This is a genomic window from Bacillus sp. SA1-12 (assembly GCF_000981385.1).
GTDB lineage: Bacteria > Bacillota > Bacilli > Bacillales > Bacillaceae > Metabacillus.
Genome location: NZ_LATZ01000129.1, coordinates 67371 through 87480, shown reverse-complemented (window position 1 = coordinate 87480; position 20110 = coordinate 67371). Strand labels below are relative to the sequence as shown.

Here is a 20110-nt window from a genome sequence, read left to right as displayed (position 1 = left end):
TTTTAATAATTCACAAAGTCCTTACATCATTTTCCACCCTCATATAGTATAGTAGAAATAGCCTAGACTTTGGAGGTAAATATGAAAAAAAACTATAAATTAGAGTATCGTTTAAATGATGAGCAAAAAAATTACCCTGCACTGTATCATTATGAATTTTCTGAGCCAACAGAGATTTTTTGCCGAAGACTATGTGATTATTTTATTAAAGATAAGAAAGTGTATCATATGACATCAGCAAGTCTTGAAAAGGAATATTACGTGATTTATGTAGAAATAGATGAGGAAGAAGCGATTATTGAACATGCCAAAAGCTATACCCATGTTACGCTGGAGGTGCGTGACTTTAAGGAGTATAGTGTGTCGCCGCTAATCTATACATATGATTTATATTCACACGAAGAGGCATTATCCCTTATAGGAAATGATTTTTTATGGTTAGACGAACAAGAATACAGAAAAATATCCGCTGAAATTGATGAGGACCGATCGACCTATGTTCTTTACATGACGAAGGCATAGTAACCTATAAAGGCCTTTTGGAGGATTTTCATGGTTCATATTGAAAAAAGCATGAATCTGTTGCTAGGAATGTTATTTTTAGCGGGGATTTTACTAATTTCCTATTCTTTCTTTTATGGTGTAGCAATTATATTTTTGTTTCTTATGGTTCTTTATTTTTATAATAGAAATAAACATCTCATTATTACAATTTCAGCATGTTTAATTGGGTTTGCTTTTTATCGGTATTTTGCCCTTATGCTCGAAACTGTCAGTGTAAATAAAGAGGTTCAAATCATATTAAATCGATTTAGCCTTCTATTTGTCATAGGAAGTCTGCTTGTTGTTTCACATTTCTATAAGCATCCATTCCGTTACCATCACAAACCGGAATGGAACAATAAGATTTTTTTTCCTTTTATTTGGAGAGGATTCCACTCACTAAAAGTATCTACTTTTCTTCCTGTAGCCATTTTGATTAATACACTCGTTTTCTTGCCGTTTATCATTAGGCAAGGTGGCGCATATATCCTAGAGGTAGCCGCTTTAGCCTTTTTCTTTTCCTTTATTAATGCAAGTTTAGAAGAGCTATTGTGGCGCGGTTATCTATTATCTCATTTTAAAGAACCTGCTGGTGATACATATGCCCTTATATTTACAAGTATTGGTTTTGGCCTACAGCATATTTCGATTGGAATCCCACTGATTCCGTCCATTTTATTTTCCTTTGGCGGAGTTTTTCTTGCAGGTGTTGTTATGCGTTCTAATAGCATTTATCCGGCAATGATCTGGCATATTGTGTTAAATTTAGGCATGGTCTTTAGCGGGTTTATATTAAAATAGGGAATGTTATCACATCACTATATGGATTGCCGGTTCTCACTATTTAAAGTATGCTGGAAGGAGCCTAAACGCTTTCTAACCCTGCAGTGTCTCCCTTGCAGCAATTAACCATAAATTAAACTGGATACATAGAGTACAACCGAATGTAACCAAGCTTAAAACGTTGTTGAATAAAATGGCAGTAATAGTCAAAATGTATTTTGTAAAGACGATGGTCTTCCGATGAATGTCATTATGTATTTTCTCGCCAAAATTCACGGTAACCCCCTTATCGCATTGTGGTTAAAAGTGTAATTGTCCATCTCCCCACCAAGCAGAATTGCTCGCTTTCTTTCATCTAGAACCTAATCTGCCATTAAACTTGGAGTACTTCTATTTGACCGTTTGAAAAACAAAAGGAGCTTACCCCTAATGAGGTACAGCCCCTTTCCGTTTTATTGACGAATTTGTCCGGTTCCATAAACATAAAATTTACTAGAAGTTAGCGCATTTAATCCCATTGGACCCCGAGCATGAAGTTTTTGTGTGCTGATGCCGATTTCAGCACCATAGCCAAATTCAGAGCCATCTGTAAACCGTGTTGAGGCATTATGATAAACCGCTGCTGCATCCACTTTATTTAAGAATTTACTAGCATGTTTTTCATTAGCCGTAATAATCGCCTCAGAATGATTTGTTCCATATTTATTAATGTGAGTGATTGCCTCATCAACACTTTGAATAACCTTCACACTGATTGAAAGGGCTAAATATTCCGTGTACCAATCCTCTTCTGATGCTGGTTTTGCAGGACCAAACACACTTCTTGCAGATTCATCTCCGTAAATTTCTACGCCATGCTCATGAAGCGTAACCAGGAGATCCTTTCCATATTTTTCAAACCATTTTTCGTCGATTAATATCGTTTCAATTGAATTACATACAGATGGTCGCTGTGTTTTTCCATTTATCACGATCGATTCAGCCATTTTATAGTCTGCAGATTCATCAATGAACACATGGCAGTTTCCCGCGCCTGTCTCAAGTACAGGGACTGTTGACTCTCGAATAACAGTATCAATCAAGTTTTTTCCGCCACGAGGAATTAATACATCTAAATATTCTTTTAAGTGGAATAACTCTTTTGCTGTTTCCCTGCTTGTATCCTCAATTAACTGGACAGCATTAACTGGCACATTGCTTTTTTCAAGTGCTGTATGAATTGTTTTTACAAGGGCTTTATTTGAAAAGCTCGCAGATGAGCTTCCTCTTAAAATTACCGCATTTCCAGTTTTTAATGTTAGTGTTGCTGCGTCAACTGTTACATTAGGTCTTGCCTCGTAAATCATCCCGATCACGCCAAGTGGAACACGATTCTTTTTGATCAGAAGACCGTTTTCTTTATGAATCGTCTCTAAAGTCTCACCTACTGGATCCTTTAATTCGATTAATAAGCGAATGGCTTCTGCCATATCCTTGATTCGTTTTTCATTTAGCATGATTCGATCAAGGATGCTATCTGATAAGCCATTTTCTTTTCCTGCCTCAAGATCCTTTTGGTTTTCTTCTAAAATATAAGCCTGATCGACTAATAATTGATCGGCTATTTTGGCCAGTGCCTCATTTTTCTCCTCAGTAGACATATCTACCGTTACAAAACTAGCTTTCTTTGCTGCTATTCCCTTTTCTACGACCTCACTCATGGTTTATTCCCCTCCCTATGCTTTTACCCATTTATTTCGATGGATGACAACTATTGAAGAAAGAACCTTGTCCTCTCTCAATTCTTCACTTCGTTTACCCATGATGTTTTTTAGCTCATCTGAGGAAAAAAGAACCTCTCCCTTGCCCAGCAAGCCATTTGGGCCAACTACCTCAACAACATCACATTTCTCAAACGATCCTTTAATATCGTAGACGCCGGCAGGAAGGAGGCTTTTCCCATTATAAACTAGGGCATCCTCAGCACCTTGATCCACATAGATTGTACCGGATACCTCAGAATGAAATGCGATCCACTGCCTGCTATTATTAATCGAGGCTAAGCCTTCCTTACCGATATAAGTCCCGTTTCCCTCACCTTTAATGATCTCAATCAGCTTTTGATTTCCTTTTCCTAAGCCAATAAACACTTGAACTCCAAGCGATATGGCTGTTTTAGCTGCCATTAATTTTGACTTCATTCCACCTGTGCCTACCTTCGATCCTGCTCCCTCCGCTGCTTTCAGCATGTCATCTGTTACTTCAGGAAGGTAGTCGATTTTCTGCGCAAGAGGGTTAGTCCGTGGATTTGAATCATAAAGCCCATTTATATCAGTCAAAATGATCAGCTGATCGGCATGGACTAGACCGCTAACAAGTGCAGACAGCATATCATTATCCCCAAAGGTAAGCTCCTCCACTGAAACGGTGTCATTTTCATTAATAATCGGCAAAATCCCCCGCTCTAAAAGCTCTGAAATCGTTGCATAGGCATTTTTATAACGCTCCTGCTTCGAAAAGTCATTGCGTGTTAGCAGAATTTGTGCAGGTACGATATCAAATTGACTAAATTGCTCAATATATGATTGTACAAGAAGACTCTGTCCAACTGCAGCCGCTGCCTGCTTTCCCTTTAAGGTAATCGGCCTTGTCGGATACCCAAGCCTCGCAAAGCCAGCTGCCACGGCCCCTGATGATACAAGCAGCACCTCGTGACCTGCTTTGCGAAGAGCAGCCACAGCTTGAACATGATCCAAAAATTTCTCCTGATCAATCTGCCCCTTCACATTTGTTAACGAACTACTACCGATCTTGACAACAATCCGTTTCTTTTCCATGATTATGCTCCTCCACTTGCTTTGTACTCCTGTTAGGTTTTGGTGAATTTGATTAATAGGTTGCTGGTTTATGGGTAAGTGCTGGATTTAAGTTAGTAGCATGCGGTATTTCGCGAGTTTTCTTTTTGTTAGCGTTTTGGCGCACTTTATCGGCGAATTTTAATGGCGAGTTCCCCTGCTTTTTCAGCGAATTCACACTCTTCATCATTGACTTTTACCTACTTTTCAGCGACTTCCCCATTTTATCAGTGGCTTTCAACACTTTTTTAGCGTTCATGCCCATTTTATCAGCGACTTTCTCCACTTTTTCAGCGTCCATGGCTCATTTATCAGCGACACTTCCACTTTTCAGAGCCTTTCCTCCATCAACACTCCTAACCGTCAATGATACTAAAAAAAGCCCTCTTCACCCCTATAAATAAGGACGAAAAGAGCTTGCTTCCGTGGTACCACCTTGATTGAATGTGAGAATTCACATCCCGCTTTACCTCGTAACGTGAGGGGGACGCCTATGTTTGCATAGGACTCGGGAGGTAGGTTCGGCGGCTTTTGCGTTATGAAGTCTCCCAGCTTATAAACTTCACTCTCTGATACGAAAAGTCCCGCTTACTGATCCTCCGTAAACGTTCTCCGATTTTTTTATTATTATGCCGAGTATTTGCCAGACTGTCAAGAGGATCCTTATAATTTTTAGAAAAATTGCAATTAGACTTCATACTTTCTCTAACTGTAGCTTATCCCATTTTCCAAGTTTATAATAACCAAAAGCGATGACACTGCTTATCACGAAGCTTAGCCCCATGCCAACGGCAATTCCATTTTCCCCCAACCATAGCGAGCATAGGTAGGATAACGGGTAGCGAAGAACCCAAAATGAAATCAGATTTAATACCAATACTTGGAACATGGCCCCTGCAGCTCGGACAATCCCATTTAAAATAAAGTTAATTCCTAAAAATGGGTAAAAGAATCCGATAATCTGCATATACCTCATTCCAAAGTGTACAGCATCGTTTTCTTTAATAAATAGTTTAATGGCCATTTCTGCAAAGATCACAACAAAGATGCTGATCAAAATCATAATTACTAAATTAAGCAAGACGCCATGTTTAGCAATTTGATGGACGCGGACCCATTTATTAGCCCCGATATTTTGTCCAGCCATGCTATTTACTGCTGTTCCCAGTGCCATTGCCGGAAGCATGATGATACTATCAAGACGCTGAGCAGCGCCAAAGCCTGCTACAACATCGTCTCCAAACGAGTTAACAACACTCATAATCGCCATTACACCTGCTGAAATTACAGTCATTTGCAGGCCTGATGGAATGCCGAGCTTTAAAATTGTGATAACCTCATTCCTGCTTGGCAGCTTAGGAAAAATAAATGGAATAAGGGAACGCTTCAAGATATCAATCATTCCATATAAAAAAGCAATTCCTTGCGAAACAATCGTAGCATAGGCTGCCCCTGCGATTCCTAATTTAAAGACATAAAGAAAAAGCGGGTCCAATATAGCGTTAAGCACAACCGCAATGGCGACGTATCGGATCGGTGTTTTACTGTCACCTAAAGCTCTTAGAACGGTACTGATGAAATTGTAGCCAAATAGAAATAAGATTCCTATAAAATTGATTTTAAGATAAATGGCAGCATCAGAGATCATCGAAACAGGTGTGCGTAGCAAAATAAGGATTTCCTCAGAAAAAATATATCCGATAATCCCCAACAAGATCGATAATATTGTTAATATCACAACAAACGCATTAATATAATTTTTAAGACCTGACTCATTCCCTTGTCCTTTTTGCTGTGAAAGGATTGTTAAGGTTGCGTTATTTATTCCGATGATGAACGATAGGATCGTGAAAATGACGGTACTAGATACCGCTACCGCCCCTAATGCATTTGCTCCTAGAAGATTTCCAACCCATAAGCTGTCGATAAATTGATAGGAAACTTGTAAAAGATTTGTCAGCATAATCGGCAGTGAAAAAAGCCACATTTGTTTTAAAATCCTGCCTTGGGTAAAATCATGTTGGTTCATATGATTACTTCCTCTCATATCAATCCTTTTTATCTTATCACAGCCTAGGATTGACATGTACCAATTTACATTTTTGGTTGGAGCCATGTAGTCATGAAAATATTTTCTGCAAACAAACATTCATAATAACCTTATTACAAATATCAATAATAATAAAAGACAAAAGCTATTGCTGATTTTCCAGAAGCATATAAGGCAAGTGCAGCAGCTCCATTTATGATCACTTTATACTAGTTGTAAAGTAACTCCTGCTTTAAATGGTGTGCCTGTGAACAGAACATTTCCCAAACGATAGCTGCAGCTAACGATGCACCAATCCCTAATCCTATTTTTAACCAAATTCCTTGCCCTGTTTTTAATCCAAATACCCAAGCGCTGCTAACGCATAAATCTCTAAAAAGAAACGAAGAGCTGAATTAGCTGCTTTTAATATGAACATTTTATCCCCTTATTTTTATCATATATCTTTTGATATAAAACTATCATTAAGATCAGGGAGCCCGGAGCTTTCCTTTTGTTTGAGAGATTAGAATATATTTCAGATTCATTTAATACTTAGATGACGGCATCAACCATTTTTTCTGGCTGCTTGAATCGAAGTATTATTAGAATCAGGTGAATAAGTAAATATACTTTATCTGAGACATCAGAGATCTTATCTCCCTTTTTTAGGTCATTTTTGCCAAGTTCTTTTCAGCTTGTTGTATTGCTTTTTGGATACTGATTTCTGGATATTTGAGCATATCTCCATGCCCTACAGCTAAAAGACTCGGTTTCAATTCCAATATTTTTTTCACACTCTCATTCGATAATTCCTTGCTCCATGTTCCAAACGCCGGAAATGGAAATAAGAGCCGGATTTGTCCGCTTACGGCCATACCTCCTATCGTTTGGATTGCATCGCCAACAATGATGGCTTGATTGCGAGTGTCTAGGAATGATATGGACCCTGGTGTATGGCCAGGTGTTGAAATCACTTCTAAGGAACCAATCCGATCGCCTTCATGAAGCTCGCGGTCTGCTCTTGTCACCAGGGTTTTGGGGACTCCTCCTTTAATTGGAATTTGCGGTTCATGTTGATCAAGTGATAAATCACCGTTTAATATGCGGATTTCCCGAGCTGAGAGCGATACAGGAACATTGGGATTGTTTCGTTTCAATTCGTCCAAGGCACCGATATGATCAACATGTGCATGTGTAAGTAAGATATTTGTAAGCGGCTTTCCAATCGATTCAATTGTTTTTACTATTCCTTTATAACTGCCTGATATCCCTGTATCAATTAGGGTTAGCTCCGTTTCTTCTTCAACAATAAAACAATTCAGCGGAAAAATATTCGGTAAAAATGTTAGTTGATAAATCATGCCTTCTTTTAAAACCTTCATGATTAACATCCCCTTTATATGCCATTTGTTGGAATAGCGGTTACTAGTTTCATAGTAATGAATCCTAATTTTTTCCACAAGGAACTTTTGGGATATTTTACAATAAAATAATAAACTGAATGTACTAGAAAAAACAGGAAGTCTAAAACAAAAAGGGTCAGTCCCCTCGAACACAATATTTTGGTCTAAAAATCCTTAATATTGTTTGTTGGAGGGGTCAGACCCTTGTTTTCTAACTATTATTTAGTGATGAACCCAATAAACACGGGTTTCAAACGGCTTTAGCTCAAGCTCTTTTAAAGATCCATGTTCCTCTGCCGTAACATTCGCTAGCAATAAATCGTCTGACCGAACGCCAAAGTTCAATGGTTCTTCCCATGCGGCAGGAGCGTCAGATAGATTGGCAAAAACAACAACCTTGTCTTTGTCCAGTGTACGGGTATAGGCATAGATTTGAGGATGATCATCAAGAATCAGGTCATATGTCCCGTAAGTAAATACCTCATGATGCTTCTTTAATTGAATCATTTTTTTATAGAAGTGAAGAACAGAAGATTCATCTGCCAATTGGTTTTCAACATTGATCTCCTTGTAGTTTTCGTTCACACCTAACCACGGCTTTCCTGTCGTAAAACCAGCATTTGATTCAGAAGACCATTGCATAGGCGTTCTTGAATTATCACGGCTTGATGCCCAAATGACTTCCATGATGTCTTCATGTGCTGCGCCTTCTTCACGATTGAAATGATAAAGATTTTTTGTCGCCACATCATTATATTGCTCTATATTCGCGAATTTGACATTCGTCATTCCGATTTCTTGACCTTGGTAAATAAATGGTGTACCTTGCATAAAGAAATACATAGCCCCAAGTGCCGTTGCACTTTCATACCAATATTCCTTATCATTCCCCCATGTAGACACTCTTCGCGGCTGATCATGGTTTTCAATAAATAAAGCATTCCAGCCTTTATTTTCAAGGCCTTTTTGCCATTTTGTTAATATTTTTTTCAAATCAATAATATTCAGCTTTTTCTTTTCACTTGCATCCCATAAAGATAAGTGTTCGAATTGAAAAACCATATTGAACTTGCCGTTTTCTTCTCCTACCCATTCATCAAGGTCTGCCTGGTTGTCAGCCTTCACGCCGTTTGCTTCACCAACGGTCATAATGTCATATTTCGAAAATGTTTCTTCTTTAAGTTCCTTCAGGTAATTATGAATTCCCTCTACATTCATATGCTTATCAAAGGAAGGAACATATTTCAAACCTACATCATTCGGCATATCCATTAAGCCAGCTTCTTTATTGATATGACTTATAGCATCAACTCGGAAGCCGTCAATTCCCTTATCAAGCCACCAATTGATCATTTCGTACAGGGAATTGCGCACATCTGGATTTTCCCAGTTTAAGTCAGGCTGTTTTGTTGAAAAAATATGAAGAAAATATTGATTTGTGTTTTCATCATATTTCCATGCAGAACCGCCAAAAATACTTTCCCAGTTATTTGGTTCCTGGCCATTCTTTCCATCACGCCAGATATACCAATCACGCTTAGGGCTATTTTTAGAGGAACGAGATTCAATAAACCATGGATGCTCATCACTCGTATGATTGATGACGAGATCAATAATCAGCTTCATCCCCCGTTTATGTACTTCCTCTAATAATTGATCAAAGTCTGCCATTGTTCCAAAATCATCAAGAATATCTTGATAGTCACTAATATCATAGCCATTATCATCATTTGGCGATTTGTACATTGGACAGATCCAGATAATGTCAATTCCAAGCTCCTTAATATAATCTAATTTTGAAATCATACCTTGAAGATCGCCGATACCGTCACCATTGGAATCCATAAAACTCCTTGGGTAAACTTGATAAGCGACCGCCTCTTTCCACCAATGTTTCATCATGCTGTTACCTCACTTTAATGTATTCATCTTCCTATTTCTCGATTAGCCCTGCTTATGTGCCTTTGCACGACTTCCGTTCAATAAACTTTGTCGGAATCGTGATGCGTTTTGGCAATGTTTCCGGCATTTTTATTTTTTCAAGCAAGCAATTTGTTGCTTCGAAGCCAAGTTGATAAATGCTTATATCAATAGATGTTAATGGAGGTTTTGAATGCTCAGATAACATTAAATTATTAAAGCTGACAATTGACATATCATCAGGGACTTTAATATTCATATCCTCAAGATGACTAATCATTTCATACGCAATCAAATCATCTTGCGTGACAAGCGCAGTTGGAGGATTTTTTAATGACATAAGCGATTCTATCGCTTTTCTCCCGTTTTCCTTAATAAACTCCTCATGGACAAGATAGTCCTTATTAAATGGAATGCCTGCTTCATTCAGTGCCTGCTTATAACCATTTAAGCGATCGATGGTTACGACAAAATCAAGGCTTCCACCAACAAAAGCAATCGATCGGTGACCAAGCTCGATTAAATAATTCGTGATTTGTTTTGTAATAAAAATATTATCATTGTCTACATATGTGATACGTTCTTCATTTTCATAAGGTCTGCCAACTACAGAAAATGGGAAATTTGTTTCCTGTAAAAACTTCATTGCCTTATCATTAATACGTGAGTAAAGGAGAATAACCCCATCAACACGTCTACCTTGTACCATTGACGTTACGTCAGCATAAATTTCATCCTCTGTTGAGCCAGTCGATAAGTAGATCCCATACTTATTGGCATGGGCATTTTTACTGATCCCTCTCAACACTTCAGGGAAAAATGGATTTTGGAAGGCATGATCAGCAGAATTAGGCATAATGACACCAATTGCTTGTGTGCTTTTAGCAGCTAAGCTCCGTGCTTGAAAATTTGGATAATACCCTAATTCCTCCATTACCTCCCGAACACGTTTCTTTGTTTGTTCACTAATACGAGGACTATTAGCAATAACCCTTGATACCGTTGAAGGTGCGACATTTGCTCTTTTTGCTACATCTTTTATTGTTACGATCATAGCTGCCTCCTTAAAAGTGTATACTCTTTTGAGATATATGTTTCCTTCCCTTTTTTCAACACTTTTTCCTGCTTCCATTAGATGATTCTTTTTTATATGATAGAACATATAGAGCGATTCAAGTTGAAAACAACTCAAAGGAAAACGTTTGCACTTGTTCACAAAAAAATTTAGCTTTCACTCTTCTAAATTTATAGTCTATCCTGCTTATTCTTCTTTAAATTCCACTGCGAAATCGTTTGCGCAACTTTATATAAAAATATATCATAGATCCTTCATTTATACAATATTGAATTTTTTATCTCACTCATATTGGCATTAAAAGCCATAGATAGTAGTATTCCCTTTATTTCTCTATATTAAAATAAATTGTCCAAGTAAAAAATAAATCTTTCTATACTAATAAAAACCCGAATAAAGACCGTTTTGATCTTTACTCGGGTTTTTCAAATTAGTGCATAGAGGTCATAACCCAAACAGTACCTACAACAATGACTAAAGCGATAAACGCCGCAGAAATCATTTTACCGACTTGCCAACCGCCAGTTGCTCCTTCAGTTACATGCATAAACATAAATAACTGAATAGCTGCTTGCAGAAATGCAAGAGAGAAAACAATGATAATCACTGTATTTAACGATAAGTCTGTATAAAGCCCCAACCAAACTGCGAGAAACGTTAAAGCAATCGAAAAGAGGAAACCAATGACATGTGACCATGGAAAATGATGTTGTTGATTACTTGTTTTATTTGCCATTATCCCACCAACCCTAATAGGTAAACACCTGTAAAGACGAAGATCCATACAAAGTCTAAAAAGTGCCAGTATAAGCTGGAGATAAATACCTTTTTAGCAGTATCTGGTGTTAACCCTCTTTTAATTACTTGAAGAACAATTAATATAATCCAAAAAGTACCTATAGTTACGTGAAGTCCATGTGTTCCAGTCAACAAATAAAAGCTAGACCAGAATGCATTTGTACCAAGGGTAGCTCCCTCATGTACTAAATGAATGAACTCATTGATTTCCATAAATAAAAAGCCTAATCCGAACAATAACGTAATGACGATCCAAACGATCATTGATTTAACGTTGTTTCTTCTCATTTCATGAATCGCTAATCCACAAGTGAAACTACTTGTTAATAATAGCATTGTCATGATCATCGTGTTTTTTAAATCAAAAAGCTCACTAGGCAGAGGACCTCCGCCTGTGTGGCCATCGAGTGTAAAAAACGTTGCAAAAATTGTTGCAAACAAGGCCATTTCAGCGCCCAAGAAAATCCAAAAGCCAAATATATTCAATCTTCCAATGCTAGACTGATATTCTAAGGGCGTGTCAGGACTAAGTTTAGTATTAACGTCTGCCATTAATCACGCCTCCTTTTTCTGTTCCGTTTGTATGATTTCTTCTACGCTAACATAATAGCCTTCATCTTCTTTATGTGAGCGAAGTGAACGGAATGCCATACATGCTAGAACACCGATACCGCCTAAAATGGCCATCCACCATAATTTAAAGACTAAGCCAAAACCAGCGACAAAGAATAATGCTGACATGACAAATGGTGTACCTGCGTTACTAGGCATATGAATTGGCTTAAATTCCACTTTTTCCTTTTTCTTTTCTTGCTTCATGAGCCAGAATGCATCAAGACCCTTTACTTCAGGAACAACTGCAAAGTTATAGAATGGCGCAACCGATGATGATGTAGCCCATTCTAATGTACGGCCATTGCCCCATGCATCGCCTGTAGTTTCTCTTTTTGAATAACGGAAGCTGTAATATACGTTATATACAAGCAGCATAAAGGCAATACCCATACCTACTCCGCCAATTGTAGATATTACGTTTAATCCAGTCCAGCCGTCTTCAGGTCCGTAAGTGTAGATACGTCTTGGCATACCATCGAACCCTAGTAGGAACTGCGGCAAGAAGCAGACATTGAATCCAATTGTAAAGAGCCAGAATGTCCATTTTCCAAGGCGTTCATTTAATTTATGACCAAACATTTTTGGATACCAGAAAACAAAACCAGCAAAGCAAGCAAATACTGTACCAGCAATTAACGTATAGTGGAAGTGAGCAACAAGGAAATAACTGTTATGGTATTGGAAATCTGCCGCTGCCATACCAAGCATAACACCTGTTACTCCTCCAATTAAGAACGTAGGAATAAATCCAACAGACCAAAGCATTGGTACGGTAAATTCGATTCGTCCTTTATGAAGAGTTAATAACCAGTTAAAGATTTTTATTCCTGTTGGAACGGCAATAGCCATCGTCGTAATTGAGAATACTGAGTTAACGGCCGCACTTCCTCCCATTGTAAAGAAGTGGTGAACCCAAACTAAGAAACTCAATAAAGAAATCGTAACGATCGAGATAACCATTGATTTATAACCAAACAATGTTTTCTTTGCAAACGTTGAGATAATTTCAGAGAAAATACCAAACGCTGGCAAAATAACAATATATACTTCAGGATGTCCCCAAATCCAGAACAAGTTAGCCCATAACATTGGCATACCGCCGTCAGCCATCGTAAAGAAATGTGTACCGAATAAACGGTCAAATGTCATTAAAGCTAATGTTACTGTTAAAACCGGGAAAGCAAAAACAATAATAAAGTTTGTAATCAATGCTGTCCAAGTAAACATAGGCATACGCATTAATGTCATACCTGGTGCACGCATTTTGATGATTGTTACAATAAAGTTAATACCTGTTAATAAAGTACCAATCCCTGAAATCTGTAAACCTAATAAATAATAGTTGATCCCTGGTCCAGGGCTTCCTTCAATTGCTAATGGAGCATAGTTCGTCCAACCTGCATCTGGTGAACCACCAAAGACAAAGGAAATATTAAATAAGACCGCTCCAAAGAAAAATGACCAGAAGCTCAACGCATTTATATATGGATAAGCTACGTCTCTCGCTCCGATTTGCAGTGGAACAACAACGTTCATTAAACCTATGACGAACGGCATCGCCATGAATATGATCATGATTGTACCGTGTGTTGTGAAAATTTCATTATAATGCTGAGATGTTAAAAAATCATTATTAGGCACGGTCAATTGCGCCCTCATTAATAATGCATCAACACCACCGCGGAAAAGCATAACAACAGCTGCAATAATGTACATGATACCAATTTTCTTATGGTCGACAGTTGTTAGCCATTCAGTCCAAAGCCATTTCCACTTTTTAAAGTAGGTTAAAATAAAGACGATCCCAATGGCTGTTAACAAGATGGAAATGTTTGCCGCAATAAGCATTGGATCATTTAAAATTAAATTATCCTTAATAAAATCGAACATATGGTGTTCCTCCTTCCTTAGTGGTGATGGTGTGAGTTTGATTCATTGCTTGTAGAATCAGTCTCTTCTTGAGTTTCTTCTTTTTGTTCGTGAGATTCTTCGTTACCGTGTTTATTGATAACAACTCCATATTTTTCACGAACCTGCATTGCATATTCACCAGAATCCATCCCATGATCAACAATATCCAAATGGGTATTTGAGAAAGTCAACTCATTCACCGTTTCTGGCAACATTAATTTTTCATATGTTTCTTCCGTTAATTCAGGTGCGTTATCTTGTGTATCTTTTACCCAAGTTTGATATTCCTCTTCTGTCAGAGCAACAAAGTTAAACTTTTGATGTGACATTCCCTGACCTGTAAAGTTTGAGTTCATTCCTTCATATTCACCAGGTTCATCGGCCTGAAGATATAAGTCATTCACCATTCCAGGCATACCATATTCCTGGCCGCCTATTTGCGGAACCCAGAAGGAACTCATAGAATCAGCAGAGGTGATTTTAAATAGAACTGGGTGATCCTCTGGAACATTTACGTAATTGACTGTTTCGATATCTTCCTCTGGATAACTAAAAATCCATTTCCAATCCACTGATGTTGCATGGATAACAATCGGCTCTTTATGAGCAGTCTCTTTTGGCGGTTCTTCCAATTGATAAAGAACCTTAACAGTTGGAATTGATAGTGCAATAATGATAACAATCGGAATAAGTGTCCAAATAATTTCCAACTTTGTGCTGCCATGGATGTTAGGCTCGTGATCCTTTGGATTAAAATTCTTGCGATCACGATATTTTACGATAACAAAGGTAAATAAGATGTAAACGACAATCATAATAAAGATCATAAAGTAAATGGAATACATAATAAGATCACGTAGTACTACAGCATTCGGTCCTTTCGGATCAAAAATTGCTAATTCACTACAGCCGCTTAAGATGGTTACGAAAAACAAACCCATCATAACACTTAATAATGGTTTTACCTTTTTGAACATCTATGTTCACCTTCCTTTCTAAAAAGTAAGAGATTCATAATTAATTGGATACTTCACAATAACAAATTGTTTACAATTACACATACTATCAAATTTTCAAAAAAACGAAATAGCTGAATCCGCTTTATTGAACAACATTCGAAATTTAGACTAACATTTTTCACAGATTGTTAACAAAATTGGTAAAGTATTTAAAGATTGGTATATTAAAAGTACCCTTCATGCTCTAGATCATAAACCATTGCATGCGCATTTTTAAAACTTTCAAAAAACTGTTACGAAATTGCAATAGCTTTATGACAATAGTGTGTATTTTTAATTTTTGGGAAGAAATTTCGGTACTTTTAGATCATAATGAAGAAGAAAAGCGCAGGAGTCTTGCATTTGTTCCGGGAAAATCAGAAGCTTTGCCTTCACCTTGAGCAGCTGGACTTGCGGAGCCAAGTGCCATGGCTATAGATAAAAGCGGTACAAAATTTTTACTTTATATAAAGAGGAGAATGGTTGTGAAAAACCCCGAATTGGTAGTAAAGGAATCATTTTCTTTGAAACAGTATTTTTCATGGAAAGTGTTAAAATTAATCATAAAGACTGGAATCATTAAGTCCAATCTGATGGGAATGTTTGCAGGACTTTGTTTCGCTCTTTATGTGTACGACATAAGCTTTGCTGAAAGGATTCCTGACATCATTCTATCCTTAATTGGTTCAGCATTCGTTGTCGGAGGTTCCGGTGCGATAAACAATTATTACGACCGCGATATTGATGCAATCATGAAGAGAACACAAGACCGACCTACTGTTGATGGATCAATCAATCCGAAATTTGCACTTTGGCTGGGCATCTTCCTTGTAGCAATCGGTATTGCTTTGTTATTAGCTGTCTCCTATATAGCCGCGTTTATTGGCTTTTTAGGCTTTGCTTTTTATGTGTTTGCTTACACAATGCTCACAAAGCGGACAACGATCTATAACACGGAAGTAGGATGTCTTTCCGGAGCCATGCCTCCGCTTATCGGTTGGGCAGTCATTTCAACAGATATTCTACACCCTGTTGCATTAGGCCTATTTGCCTTTATGTTCTTATGGCAGCCGCCGCACTTCTATGCAATTGCCATTCGTCGCTTAAATGAATACAAGGCAGCTGGTGTCCCAATGCTCCCTGTAGTTAAAGGCATTTACCGGACAAAAGTCCAATCGATTCTATACTTAGTTTTATTACTGGCAGTTTCTTTTATCTTTTGGCCTTATAGCAAAATCATTGCCATTAGCATGTTTATTCTTACTCTAGCTTGGATGGTGCTAGGTATTTGGGGCTTCAAAAAGCTAAAGAATGAAAAATGGGCTACGCTCATGTTTGTGTTTTCTTTAAATCATTTAACGATTCTTTTTGGCTTAATGATGATTATTTCGTTTATAGGGTAAGGAATATATAAAAAGGTCAGTCCCCACAAATGGGGAGCTGACCTTTTTTGAAATGTAAGAATAACAATTTGTACTTCGCTTTGGTGTCTAACTGAACGCTTCTCTTAATGGGAGTTGTCCATTAGAAGCTTTCTATCATACTTTCCTTCGGTTCTCTAACCGGAGTTTGTCCTTTAGAAGCCTTCTACGGGACTTTTCTGCGCTTCTTTATCCCAAGTTTGTCCTTTAAAAGCCTTCTATGGGACTTTTCTGCGCTTCTTTATCCCAAGTTTGTCCTTTAAAAGCCTTCTACGGGACTTTTCTGCGCTTCTTTATCCCAAGTTTGTCCTTTAAAAGCCTTCTATGGGACTTTTCTGCGCTTCTTTATCCCAAGTTTGTCCTTTAAAAATCTTCTATGGGACTTTTCTGCACTTCTCTAACAGAAGTTAGAAGTGTGTCCTTTAGGCATTTACATTTTCTTCAGGACTTTTCTGTACTTCAGTAGGAAAACCACCTGCTTTTGGAAGTCTCCCTATCTCTCATCCTTTAAAAGGTGAGGCCACTGTACAGCCTCAGGAGATTAAGACGAAATAGAAAGTGTTTTCCACCTGCAATTCCTGATTGGCTAGATTTGCGTGGCTAGGAGCCGAAACCAGAGTGGAAGTACTCCAATTCCTATAGTCGCTTAGAAAGGCGCTTGAGCTTTTCTACTAACAGCACCATACTACTTTTCTTCCTTTTCATCATCGATAAGGTCTTCAAACCATTTAATTTTCTCTCGCAATTCAGCTACCTGGCCCACTAAAACAATGGCAGGGTGTGTAATTTGATTTTTCTTTACTTCTTCAACGATTGTCGCTAACGTTCCAGTAATTGCGACTTGTGAGGGAGTTGTTCCCCATTGGATAACTGACACAAGTGCTTCAGGACTTTTGCCGTGTTCAATGAGCTTTTCGCAAATATAGGGTAAATTTTTAATTCCCATATAAAAGGCGATCGTATCAATTCCTTTTGCTAATGCTTCCCAATTAATCGTATCAGTCTTCTTATCTTCACGGCCATGTCCTGTCACTATTGCAAATGATGAAGCAAAATCCCGATGTGTAACTGGTATTCCTGCATAGGCAGGTGCTGCAATACCAGAGGTAATCCCTGGAACCACTTCATATGGAATGCCGTTATTTCTTAACACCTCTGCCTCTTCAGCACCTCGGCCAAACACAAAAGGATCTCCGCCTTTTAATCGGACTACCTCTTTACCCGCAAATGCCTTTTCTACTAATACCTCATGAATCTGTTCCTGAATAAGCTCATGCTTCCCAGGCAGTTTGCCACAATAAATAAGTTCTGCATCCTTTTTGGCATGCCCTAATAAATCTTTGCTAATCAGACGGTCGTATACTATAACATCCGCCTTTTGGATACATTCTAATCCGTACACAGTAATAAGCTTTGGGTCACCAGGACCAGCTCCCACTAAATAAACTTTCCCAATACTCACAGCTTCAACCTTCTTCCATAACCTTGATGATCAATTTGAATGTAGTTCATTTCTTTACAAGCTATTATAAGTGAAAAAGAATCCAAAGTGGAAAAAATAAAAACAATCAGGCGTTTTTTTTACAATTATCATTATTAAGAAGTTTTATTAAAAGCAAGAAAGGGCATATTACAACTAATCGCTTTATGTTTGGAGGATACAAATGAATACAATACCAAAATACATAAAAACCTCTTGTTTTAGTGAATATGATACCTTAAAAAAAGTTGTTTTATGTTCACCGGAATTTATGACAATTAGAGAACCAATTAATGAAACGCAAAAACAATATGTAAAAGAAAACATTGATACAAAGCTTGCGATAAAACAGCATCAACAATTTGTTGAAACCCTTCAACAAAACGGGATTGAAGTGATGCAGCTGCCCCCTATAGAAAAATTTCCTGAACAGGTATTTACCCGTGATATTGGTTTTACCCTTGGAAATCAAGTTTTTGTTGCAGAAATGGCACATGATGTCCGAAAAGGTGAGGAAAGACCATTTTTAGATTTGCTGGAAAAGGAAGAAATGACTTATACCAATCTAATTGGAGACAAAATCGAAGGCGGAGACGTGATCATTGATCGTAACACCGTATATATCGGCATAAGCAATCGCACCAATGAAACATCTATTAAACATTTGCAAAGCCTGCTGCCTACATTCGAAGTAATCGCAGTCCCTTTTACCGATACCTATTTACACTTAGATTGTGTCTTTAATATTTTATCTCCAAATGAGGCCTTAATTTTCCCAGGAGAAATTGAGCCTGAAAAACAGAAAATCCTGTCAAGCCGTTATGATTTAATTGAAGTTTCTAAAGAGGAACAAGCAACATTAGGCACAAATGTCCTCTCAATTGGTGAGAAACGGGTAATAAGCCTGCCAATAAATAAGCAAGTTAATCAAAAACTTAGAGAGCGCGGATATCAAGTGATCGAGGTCGATATTACTGAAATCATTAAATCAGGCGGAGCCTTCCGCTGCTGTACCCTTCCTTTAATTCGAGAAAACGCATCTTCTTAAGTACTATCAACTTTTCCCCCAAAAAATTCTGCCTAATAAGGGTAAGACGTTTTCTTTTGGAATACAGAACCAATAATAAGCCATATAAAAATAGCAGATTAATTCGCATATGAATTAGCTCTGCTTTTTTATTGAATTGACTAAGCAAAAGAATAATGAAAATAATGTTACTTCATTTACTTTGCGATTTAGTTTTAGTTTATAAGTGTTTTGGTCATGATGAAGTCCATTTGTTCAACATCACCCATATAAAAAGAGTGGGTTCCCGTTTGAACAAACCCCATTTTCTTATAAAAAGCAAGAGCATTTTCATTTTTTTCCCATACGCCTAGCCAGATTTTCTTTTTATTACTTTTTATCGCAGTTTCCATCGCTTTATTTAGCAGATATTTACCAAGCCCCTGTTTTTGAAACTTATTCTTTATATAAATCCTTTCGATTTCAAGTGATTCATCACCCATTTCTTCAGACTGAGCATCATTGGTATTGACCTTTAAATATCCAGCGACTTCATTATTAAAATAAACTAAAAAGAATTGTGAAGAATTATTGGATAACTCTTTTTCTAATTGCTTGATGTTAAATGCCCTTTCCAAATAGGAATTAATATTTTCAGGTGAATTCTGATGCTTAAATGTCTCATTAAAAGTTTCATAACTAATTTCTTGAAGTTTGCGTGAATCTTCAAGGGTACACTTTTTTATATTTATAGTCATTTAAATATGTCTCTCCTTTTGAAAATCAATAAATTCTCTTGTTTCCTTTTTTATTCTCTTCTATATTTTTTCGTACTCTTTGAAGAAGATTGAAAATAGTCTCTACTTCTCTTTCGGAAAATCACTCTATTGAATCAATCTTAGAATTACCTTTTTCTCTTTTTATAAAAGGATAAAGAATTTCCCTTTCTCTGTTGGAAATAGTTTTTTTTCTTTACAATAGAACCATTAATTTCAAGTTTTTTATAGTATAAGCTGCTTTTGTTCGCCAATATTATTATTTCATCTAACTTTTCTTGAATAATTTTTGGTTTTTACATATTTTCCTAATATACAAATACTACCTTTTGTAAGGCCATATTCTTTAAATTCTTTATTACTTTTAGAATCCAATGCCCTTGCTATCATTCCAATTTTACGGAGAATTACTTCATCATTAACTCCTTAGTATATATTTTGTTGCAAATGCAATAAAAATGGCACATATTTAATTTAACTTATTTTCGTTGCATTTACAACAAAAATAACGATAA

The 20110-nt window shown here is 37.2% G+C and carries 17 protein-coding genes and 2 pseudogenes; 4 read left to right on the top strand and 15 right to left on the bottom strand.

What is annotated here, in order from left to right:
- Nucleotides 1–81 precede the first annotated feature (81 nt).
- Both WQ54_RS26085 and WQ54_RS26080 read left to right on the top strand, forming a co-directional pair.
- Nucleotides 82–522 (top strand): hypothetical protein, encoded by a 441-nt coding sequence (locus WQ54_RS26085; RefSeq protein WP_046588844.1) that lies wholly within the window; start codon nt 82–84, stop codon nt 520–522.
- A 30-nt stretch (nt 523–552) separates the two neighbouring features.
- The gene (locus WQ54_RS26080) at nt 553–1344 is read left to right on the top strand and encodes a CPBP family intramembrane glutamic endopeptidase (protein ID WP_052737979.1); all 792 of its coding nucleotides are present in this window, start codon (nt 553–555) and stop codon (nt 1342–1344) included.
- 75 nt (nt 1345–1419) lie between these two features.
- Here WQ54_RS26080 and WQ54_RS26075 read toward each other — a convergent pair whose 3' ends face one another.
- The 12 genes and pseudogenes from WQ54_RS26075 to qoxA all read right to left on the bottom strand — a co-directional run bounded on the left by WQ54_RS26075 (nt 1420) and on the right by qoxA (nt 14891).
- Nucleotides 1420–1602: a hypothetical protein gene (locus WQ54_RS26075; protein WP_046588842.1), complete on the bottom strand. Its 183-nt coding sequence runs from the start codon at nt 1600–1602 to the stop codon at nt 1420–1422.
- A gap of 176 nt (nt 1603–1778) precedes the next feature.
- Complete coding sequence (locus tag WQ54_RS26070; protein ID WP_046588840.1) at nt 1779–3026, bottom strand: glutamate-5-semialdehyde dehydrogenase; 1248 nt, start codon at nt 3024–3026, stop codon at nt 1779–1781.
- A 15-nt stretch (nt 3027–3041) separates the two neighbouring features.
- Nucleotides 3042–4142, bottom strand: a complete 1101-nt coding sequence (gene proB, locus WQ54_RS26065) for a glutamate 5-kinase (protein ID WP_046588838.1) — start codon at nt 4140–4142, stop codon at nt 3042–3044.
- Nucleotides 4143–4854: 712 nt separating this feature from the next.
- Nucleotides 4855–6207, bottom strand: a complete 1353-nt coding sequence (locus WQ54_RS26060; RefSeq protein WP_156178154.1) for an MATE family efflux transporter — start codon at nt 6205–6207, stop codon at nt 4855–4857.
- A 212-nt stretch (nt 6208–6419) separates the two neighbouring features.
- Nucleotides 6420–6554: pseudogene (locus WQ54_RS35745) on the bottom strand (DUF2568 domain-containing protein); the annotation flags it as partial.
- Between the two features lie 303 nt (nt 6555–6857).
- Complete coding sequence (locus WQ54_RS26055) at nt 6858–7574, bottom strand: MBL fold metallo-hydrolase (RefSeq protein ID WP_046588834.1); 717 nt, start codon at nt 7572–7574, stop codon at nt 6858–6860.
- Nucleotides 7575–7817: 243 nt separating this feature from the next.
- Nucleotides 7818–9497 carry an alpha-glucosidase gene (locus WQ54_RS26050; protein ID WP_046588831.1) on the bottom strand — a complete coding sequence of 560 codons (1680 nt, stop codon included), beginning with the start codon at nt 9495–9497 and terminating at the stop codon, nt 7818–7820.
- 52 nt (nt 9498–9549) lie between these two features.
- Nucleotides 9550–10569, bottom strand: a complete 1020-nt coding sequence (locus tag WQ54_RS26045) for a LacI family DNA-binding transcriptional regulator (RefSeq protein ID WP_046589082.1) — start codon at nt 10567–10569, stop codon at nt 9550–9552.
- Between the two features lie 451 nt (nt 10570–11020).
- A complete protein-coding gene (qoxD, locus tag WQ54_RS26040; protein WP_046588829.1) occupies nt 11021–11326 on the bottom strand; it encodes a cytochrome aa3 quinol oxidase subunit IV in 306 nt (101 codons plus the stop codon).
- A complete protein-coding gene (qoxC, locus tag WQ54_RS26035) occupies nt 11326–11940 on the bottom strand; it encodes a cytochrome aa3 quinol oxidase subunit III (RefSeq protein ID WP_046588828.1) in 615 nt (204 codons plus the stop codon). Before qoxC ends, qoxD begins: the two co-directional genes overlap by 1 nt.
- Before the next feature lie 3 nt (nt 11941–11943).
- Nucleotides 11944–13893 (bottom strand): cytochrome aa3 quinol oxidase subunit I, encoded by a 1950-nt coding sequence (gene qoxB, locus WQ54_RS26030; RefSeq protein ID WP_046588826.1) that lies wholly within the window; start codon nt 13891–13893, stop codon nt 11944–11946.
- A gap of 17 nt (nt 13894–13910) precedes the next feature.
- Nucleotides 13911–14891, bottom strand: coding sequence for a cytochrome aa3 quinol oxidase subunit II (qoxA, locus tag WQ54_RS26025; RefSeq protein ID WP_046588824.1), 981 nt, complete (start codon nt 14889–14891; stop codon nt 13911–13913).
- Nucleotides 14892–15397: 506 nt separating this feature from the next.
- Here qoxA and cyoE point away from each other — a divergent pair.
- On the top strand, nt 15398–16315 hold the full coding sequence (gene cyoE, locus WQ54_RS26020; RefSeq protein WP_046588823.1) for a heme o synthase: 918 nt from the start codon (nt 15398–15400) through the stop codon (nt 16313–16315).
- 703 nt (nt 16316–17018) lie between these two features.
- Here cyoE and cobA read toward each other — a convergent pair.
- Nucleotides 17019–17795: a uroporphyrinogen-III C-methyltransferase gene (cobA, locus tag WQ54_RS26015; protein ID WP_046588821.1), complete on the bottom strand. Its 777-nt coding sequence runs from the start codon at nt 17793–17795 to the stop codon at nt 17019–17021.
- 202 nt (nt 17796–17997) lie between these two features.
- Between cobA and WQ54_RS26010 the strand changes: the two genes are divergently transcribed.
- Nucleotides 17998–18861 carry a dimethylarginine dimethylaminohydrolase family protein gene (locus WQ54_RS26010; RefSeq protein WP_046588818.1) on the top strand — a complete coding sequence of 288 codons (864 nt, stop codon included), beginning with the start codon at nt 17998–18000 and terminating at the stop codon, nt 18859–18861.
- A 194-nt stretch (nt 18862–19055) separates the two neighbouring features.
- Here WQ54_RS26010 and WQ54_RS26005 read toward each other — a convergent pair whose 3' ends face one another.
- On the bottom strand, nt 19056–19577 hold the full coding sequence (locus tag WQ54_RS26005; protein WP_046588817.1) for a GNAT family N-acetyltransferase: 522 nt from the start codon (nt 19575–19577) through the stop codon (nt 19056–19058).
- Between the two features lie 25 nt (nt 19578–19602).
- A pseudogene (locus WQ54_RS34955) lies at nt 19603–19985 on the bottom strand (MarR family transcriptional regulator).
- Nucleotides 19986–20110: the final 125 nt, after the last annotated feature.

Excerpts from the sequence above, each read along its gene's own strand:
- qoxC (WP_046588828.1), bottom strand. The coding sequence starts at position 11,940 with ATGGCAGACGTTAATACTAAACTTAGTCCTGACACGCCCTTAGAATAT.
- qoxA (WP_046588824.1), bottom strand. The coding sequence starts at position 14,891 with ATGTTCAAAAAGGTAAAACCATTATTAAGTGTTATGATGGGTTTGTTT.
- WQ54_RS26055 (WP_046588834.1), bottom strand. The coding sequence starts at position 7,574 with ATGAAGGTTTTAAAAGAAGGCATGATTTATCAACTAACATTTTTACCG.
- WQ54_RS26080 (WP_052737979.1), top strand. The coding sequence starts at position 553 with ATGGTTCATATTGAAAAAAGCATGAATCTGTTGCTAGGAATGTTATTT.
- WQ54_RS26050 (WP_046588831.1), bottom strand. The coding sequence starts at position 9,497 with ATGATGAAACATTGGTGGAAAGAGGCGGTCGCTTATCAAGTTTACCCA.
- WQ54_RS26005 (WP_046588817.1), bottom strand. The coding sequence starts at position 19,577 with ATGACTATAAATATAAAAAAGTGTACCCTTGAAGATTCACGCAAACTT.
- WQ54_RS26085 (WP_046588844.1), top strand. The coding sequence starts at position 82 with ATGAAAAAAAACTATAAATTAGAGTATCGTTTAAATGATGAGCAAAAA.
- WQ54_RS26045 (WP_046589082.1), bottom strand. The coding sequence starts at position 10,569 with ATGATCGTAACAATAAAAGATGTAGCAAAAAGAGCAAATGTCGCACCT.
- proB (WP_046588838.1), bottom strand. The coding sequence starts at position 4,142 with ATGGAAAAGAAACGGATTGTTGTCAAGATCGGTAGTAGTTCGTTAACA.
- WQ54_RS26010 (WP_046588818.1), top strand. The coding sequence starts at position 17,998 with ATGAATACAATACCAAAATACATAAAAACCTCTTGTTTTAGTGAATAT.
- WQ54_RS26070 (WP_046588840.1), bottom strand. The coding sequence starts at position 3,026 with ATGAGTGAGGTCGTAGAAAAGGGAATAGCAGCAAAGAAAGCTAGTTTT.
- qoxB (WP_046588826.1), bottom strand. The coding sequence starts at position 13,893 with ATGTTCGATTTTATTAAGGATAATTTAATTTTAAATGATCCAATGCTT.
- WQ54_RS26060 (WP_156178154.1), bottom strand. The coding sequence starts at position 6,207 with ATGAGAGGAAGTAATCATATGAACCAACATGATTTTACCCAAGGCAGG.
- qoxD (WP_046588829.1), bottom strand. The coding sequence starts at position 11,326 with ATGGCAAATAAAACAAGTAATCAACAACATCATTTTCCATGGTCACAT.